3 protein-coding genes are annotated in these 6,484 nt (G+C 36.5%); 2 read left to right on the top strand and 1 reads right to left on the bottom strand.

Features of this window, described 5'->3' with window-relative positions; all coding sequences use genetic code 11:
- Positions 1-99: 99 nt before the first annotated feature.
- Positions 100-1,296, bottom strand: a complete 1,197-nt coding sequence (locus A0J48_RS06610) for a hybrid sensor histidine kinase/response regulator (protein ID WP_200321461.1) — start codon at positions 1,294-1,296, stop codon at positions 100-102.
- Between the two features lie 532 nt (positions 1,297-1,828).
- Between A0J48_RS06610 and A0J48_RS06605 the strand changes: the two genes are divergently transcribed.
- Together A0J48_RS06605 and A0J48_RS06600 are read left to right on the top strand one after the other, a co-directional pair.
- Complete coding sequence (locus tag A0J48_RS06605; RefSeq protein WP_200321459.1) at positions 1,829-5,734, top strand: PAS domain S-box protein; 3,906 nt, start codon at positions 1,829-1,831, stop codon at positions 5,732-5,734.
- Positions 5,735-5,756: 22 nt separating this feature from the next.
- Positions 5,757-6,470, top strand: coding sequence for an ATP-binding response regulator (locus A0J48_RS06600; RefSeq protein ID WP_200321457.1), 714 nt, complete (start codon positions 5,757-5,759; stop codon positions 6,468-6,470).
- Positions 6,471-6,484: the final 14 nt, after the last annotated feature.

Raw genomic sequence — 6,484 nt, 5'->3', positions numbered from 1 at the left:
CCCAAACGATGGATGGAATATTTTTTTAGTTGGAAGTCCCTTAGTAGGTGACAGGGAAGAAGTTTGAAAGTTTATTTGTGCTAATTTCAAATATCCCCTTTAAACAGGAATTCTAACTGTAAATGTTGTTCCCTTTCCTACTTGACTATCTATGCTGATTTCTCCTTGGTGTAAATCTAGATATTTTTTGACTATGGCCAATCCTAAACCAATTCCAGAAATATTTCCTACGTTAGATCCGCGATGAAAATATGCAAATAAATTAGCTTGATCTGCTTCAGGAATGCCAATACCACTATCGCTAATTTTAAATATCAGTTGATTATTTTCTTCAGTCAAACTCAATTTAACTAAATTGTGACCTGGAGAATATTTAATAGCATTAGTCAGGAGATGGGTAAGAATTTGCCGCAAGAGTTTTTGATCCCCCTGAATAATTAAAGAATTTTCGATAACTTTATCACCTAAATCTAAAGATAAATCAATTGTATATTGGGGACTATTAGCTTCGATTTCTTCTTTGAGATGGTGACAGAAGCTAATAATATCTAATGGTTCAAGATGTAATTCTATCTTCTCGACTTCGGTACGCTTAATCATTAATATATCATCAAGAATATGGGTGATATGCTTGATGGTGCTTTGGATTGTTTCTAGGTGTTCCTTTTTTCTTTCTTCGCTGAGGCGATCGCTAAAGTTTTGCAAAATACCCGATGATGAAGAAATAATGGCTAAAGGTGTACGAAACTCGTGGGAAGCCATTGTAATAAACCGCGATTTTAATTGGTTTAATTCCTGTTCTTTTTCTAGAGCTTTTTTCAATTCTGCTGTTAGTTCAGCAACTCTATGTTCTAACTTCTCAGTGATTTGCGTAAGTTGCTGGTTCTGGATTTCCAAAGTTTTACTTAACCGCTTTACCTGCAAATGGGTACTTATACGAGCAAGTAGTTCTTCTTTTGAAAATGGCTTGATTATATAGTCTACAGCACCTAAACTGAAAGCTCTAGCCCTATCAACTCTATCATCTAATGTCGCCATAAAAATTATTGGTATCGACTGAGTACGAGGATCGGCCTTCAGTTGTTTGCATACTTCAAATCCGTCGATATCAGGTAACATAATATCTAGCAGTATTAAATCAGGAATACTAAGATGGACTTGTTTAATAACATTTAAACCTTCTACCTCAATGCGAACTTCATAATCTCTAGCACTCAAACTATGTTCAAGAATTTCTAAATACGTAACATTTTGATCAACTATTAAAATATTGGCGCACTCAGGTAAAGTTTCCAAAGTCCCTTCCTTAGAATTGATCTAACGGCGAATTGGATGCTGTTGATTCTGTTAATTAATGGATTGTTGTAGAAATTAACGGTTTTTAACAAGCCTATAGCCGTGCAGCATCACAGCTATTTTATCTACACAGGGGCTGTAGTTCTCATTAATTTGAACTAGACAATCTAGCTCTTGCTGAATTCCTTTGACTTGTATTTACATGACATCTTATCTAATGTGCTAAATTTTAAAGCAGGTGAACAAGCATTTGTGCATTTGTAATTTTCTCCGTTAATTTGCTATTGATTGTTTTTGAGTATGCATAAATTCACTTTATATCAAGATGTGGAAATTCATAATTAATATACCAAAGTGCAGGACACTTTCACAAAAAACAAATAGGATTAATATATCTATTACTTTCATGCCTAAAGAATCCTAAATCGTGTGTTGTATACATGATTAAAACCAAAAATAAGCACAAATTTACACTGTTCCTCAATCTTAAATCAACCCCTAATTATAAAACATTCGGAGATGATTACAAAATATGGACACAAAATCTTTTTCTAGCTCAGATATCGAGAAAACCATTCTCAATACTCCTTTAACACTTCCTGGCTCAACTCCCGTAATTGAAGCTATCCGATTAATGAGTCAAGTTCGGGAAACTTGTCATCTCACCTTAGCATTAGTGCAATCAGATGCTAATCTGATCAATTCTGTAGAACAAGCCAGTTGTGTTCTAGTAGTTCAAAACAAAAAATTAATTGGCATCTTCACAGAAAGGGATATTGTCAGATCTACAGCATTGGGTTTGAATCTAGAGCAAGCAACATTGGCAGAAGTAATGATTCAGAATCCAGTAACTATTAAAAAATCAAAATTTACTAATATTTTTGTGGTTCTAAATTTGTTTCGTCAATACAAAACTCGCCATCTAGTTGTTGTAGATGAACAAGACGATTTAATAGGATTAGTTACACCAGCAACAGTTCGTCAATTACTACAAGCTGCTGATTTGTTAAAAATCCGCACTATTGGGGAAGTTATGACTTCTCAAGTGATCAAAGCACCATCAACAACATCTGTATTAGAGTTAGCACGATTAATGGCAGAATATTCTGTTAGTTGTGTGGTGATTACAGAATCAGATTCCCAAGTGATAGGCATTGTCACAGAAAGAGATATTGTGCAAATACGGTCTTTGTCCTTAGATATTTTAGAAATTCAAGCTCATATTGTGATGAGTACACCTTTGTTTTCTATGTCTCCTCAGCAATCTTTGTGGGAAGCTCATCAACAAATGCAACAGCGGCACATTAGACGTTTAGTAGTAGTGAGCGATCGCAATGAATTACTAGGAATTGTCACCCAAACCAATATACTTTATTCTCTTGACCCACTAGCGATGTATGAAACTGTTAATCTTTTACAGGAAAAAATTGATCAATTAGAAGCAGAAAAAGTGGAGATCTTGCAAAAGCAAAATACAGAACTAGAGATACAAATTCAAGAACGGACTAAACAATTAAAACAACAAACAAATTCAGACAGACTTCTGGCTAATCTCTCTCAAAAGGTTCAAAAATCTAAGGATATAGAGTTTATTCTACAAACTACTGTCTCGGAAATTCGGGAGTATTTGAAAACAGATAGAGTCATAATATACCAGTTTAAATCATTAGTGTCTGGAAAAATTGTGGCTGAGTCCCTATTACCACACATCACATCTATTCTCGGTCGTGTGATTGATGATTCATGCTTTGCAGAGCGTTGGCTAGAACCCTATCTTAATGGCCGGGTGCGAAGGATAGAAGATATTTATACTTCTGGGCTTACTGATTGTCATATCCAGCTTTTAGAAACAGCAAACATTCGCGCCAATTTGATTGTACCAATTATTTATCATCATCAGCTTTGGGGTTTACTGTGCGCTCATCAATGCCATAAACCACGATATTGGGAATCGGCAGAAGCTGAATTACTAGAAAAAGTATCAACCCAAATTGTGATTGCTATTCAACAATCTCAACTTTATCAAGAAGCACAAAAGGAACTACTAGAACGTCAGCAAGCAGAAATTATTCTGAAAAAACTGAATGAGGAGTTAGAAAATCGTGTAGCTGAACGTACCGCAGAATTACAGCAGATTAATCAAGATTTATTACTAGAAATTAACGAACGTCAACGAGTTGAACAAAAACTGCAAAACCAGTTAGCAACTATTGAATCAACTATTGATGGTATTGCCATTCTTCATAATGATAAATATCTATATTTAAATAAGGCTCATCTGGAAATTTTTGGATATAATAGCGCCGAACAATTAATTGGTAAATCCTGGCGAGAACTATATTATCCAGAGGAATTAGTCCGTTTTGAAAGTGAGGTGTTTCCGATTCTCAGTCAAGCTGGTTACTGGCGGGGCGAAGCAACAGCAAGGCGACGTGATGGGAGTATTTTTAATGAAGAAGTATCACTAACTCTAACTAAAGATGGGGAGTTAATTTGTGTTTGTCGGGATATTACTGAAAGTAAACAAGCAGAAGCAAAACTACAGAAGTTACTTCACGAATTGTCAGACTTCAAATATGCTTTAGATCAATCTGCCATTGTTGCCATTACAGACCCCCAAGGCAATATTACCTATGCCAACGATAATTTTTGTGAAATTTCCCAATATTCCAAAGCAGAACTAATTGGTAGCAACCATCGCATCCTTAATTCTGGTTATCATTCCCAAGAATATTTTCAAAACCTGTGGTCAACTATTACCAAAGGCCAAGTTTGGCGTGGAGAAATCAAAAATCGAGCTAAGGATGGAACTGACTATTGGGTAGATTCCACTATCGTTCCTTTTCTAGATCATAGTGGCACACCTTGGCAGTATTTATCTATCCGTAAAGATATTACAGATCGCAAACAGGCAGAATCTGCCCTCCAAGAAAGTGAACAAAAGTTCCGTCAACTGGCAGAAAATTTACATCAAGTTTTCTGGATAACTGACCCAGAACAATCGGAAATCCTCTATATCAGCCCTGCTTATGAAGAAATTTGGGGTCGCTCCTGTGAAAGTCTCTATGAAAATCCCATCTCTTTTGTAGAGAGTGTACACCCAAAAGATCGGGAAAAGTTAATTAACGCAGTAGCAAATAAAAAATATGGATTTGATATTGAATATCGGATTATTCGGCCTGACGGATCAATGCGTTGGATTCGTGATCAAGCTTTCCCCATCCAGGATGAAACTGGAGCCGTTGTTCGAGTAGTGGGTATTGCTGAAGATATTACCAAGAGCAAAGAAGCCGCAGTCGCTCTTGAGCAAAGTCAACATTTTCTCCGCCAGGTTATTGACACCAATCCCAATCTCATTTTTGTCAAAGATGGGGAAGGCAGATTTATTCTAGCTAATCAAGCTTTCGCAGAGATTTATGGAACAACTGTTGAAGAATTAATTGGTAAAACTGAGGCAGATTTCAATCCTAATCTTGATGAGGTAGCATACTACCAATCAATAAATCAGCAAGTGATGACAACATTACAATCTCATACCATACCGGAAAGAATGATCATCACTGCTACTGGGGCAACTCGCTACTTCCAATTTATCAAATCTCCTTTAATAGCTGCTGATGGCAAAGCCTATCACACTCTCGGAGTTTCAACCGATATTACCGAACGTAAACGAGCCGAACAGGAAATTCACAAAGCCTTGGAACGAGAAAAAGAACTCGGTGAACTCAAGTCCCGGTTTGTATCTATGACTTCCCATGAGTTCCGCACACCTTTAGCTGTAATTTCTTCTTCCGTGGGAATTTTAAAAGATTTTGGGCATAAGCTCGACGACGCAAGAAAGGAAAAACACTTAGACTGTATTCAAACCTATGTCAAACACACAACACAATTATTAGATGATATTTTATTAATTAACAAAGCGGAAAATGGCAAATTAGCTTTTGAACCTGCTCCTTTAGATTTAATCACTTTCTTCCATAAGTTAAGCGAGGAAATACAATTGAGTGCGCCAAATCACACTATTGTTTTTTCTAGTAATTCCCAAGTTAGTGTAATTGGAAATTTAGATAAAAAACTACTACGGCAAATTGTGATCAATTTGCTTTCCAATGCTATTAAGTATTCACCTCATAGTGCTACAATTAACTTCGACCTGAATATTACAGAGTCAAATGTAATTTTTAGTATTCAAGACCAAGGTATTGGTATTCCCGAAGCAGACATAGATCAACTGTTTGAATCTTTTCACCGCGCCAGAAATGTAGGCAACATTCACGGTACAGGTTTAGGGTTATCAATCGTAGCCAAGTGTATTGATTTACACAAGGGGTCAATTACTGTAAATAGTGACGAGGGAGTGGGGACAACTTTTATTGTGACAATTCCCTTACAATCTGTGATTTTTTTGCCGGATATCGCCAACAATACTGATAGGTAAGTCTATATTAGGTAGCCCAGTTATGAGCTTAATTCTAGTGATTGAAGATGAAATTCAAATTTTATTAAATCTTCGAGAAATTTTGGAACTGTCGGAATTCTCAGTTATTACTGCCACAGACGGGAAAATGGGCTTGCAGTTAGCTAAAACCAAACATCCTGATTTGATTCTTTGTGACATTATGATGCCAGAGCTAAATGGCTATGAAGTGTTAACAGAACTGCGACGAGAACCTAGGACTGCGAATATCCCTCTAATTTTCCTGACGGCTAAAGCAGAACGCCATGATTTCCGTCAGGGTATGGATCTAGGTGCTGATGATTACATTTCTAAACCTTTTGAGTCGGCTGAAATTTTACACGCTGTCGAAGCACGTTTGGAACGAAATTCATTATTAAATCAAGCTTATCTGAAAGAGTCCCAAAAAACGGAAACACTCCAACAGGAAATGAAAAAAAATCGGACTGAATTGCAAAACTCTCAGCAACTGGCACAAATTCGAGGAAAATTGTTAGATAAAATCTCCCAGGACTTACGCAATCCGCTTTCTAGTATTAATATGGCAATTTCTATGCTTAGACAGGCTAAAGATGAACAAGACCGGGAAAAATATTTGTCAATTTTAAAGGAAGCATACACCCAAGAACTCGATATATTGAATGAGATAGATAGCTTACAGGAATTACTAACGGCGGAAAATACAAAATTGCTCCGAAATTACAAATTACTGGGGTAGTGACACTCTCAGAG

The sequence above is a fragment of the Sphaerospermopsis aphanizomenoides BCCUSP55 genome, from assembly GCF_001586785.1.
Lineage (GTDB): Bacteria > Cyanobacteriota > Cyanobacteriia > Cyanobacteriales > Nostocaceae > Sphaerospermopsis_A > Sphaerospermopsis_A aphanizomenoides_A.
Note: the sequence above shows the minus strand (reverse complement) of the source record. Positions and strands in the feature narration are given on the sequence as shown.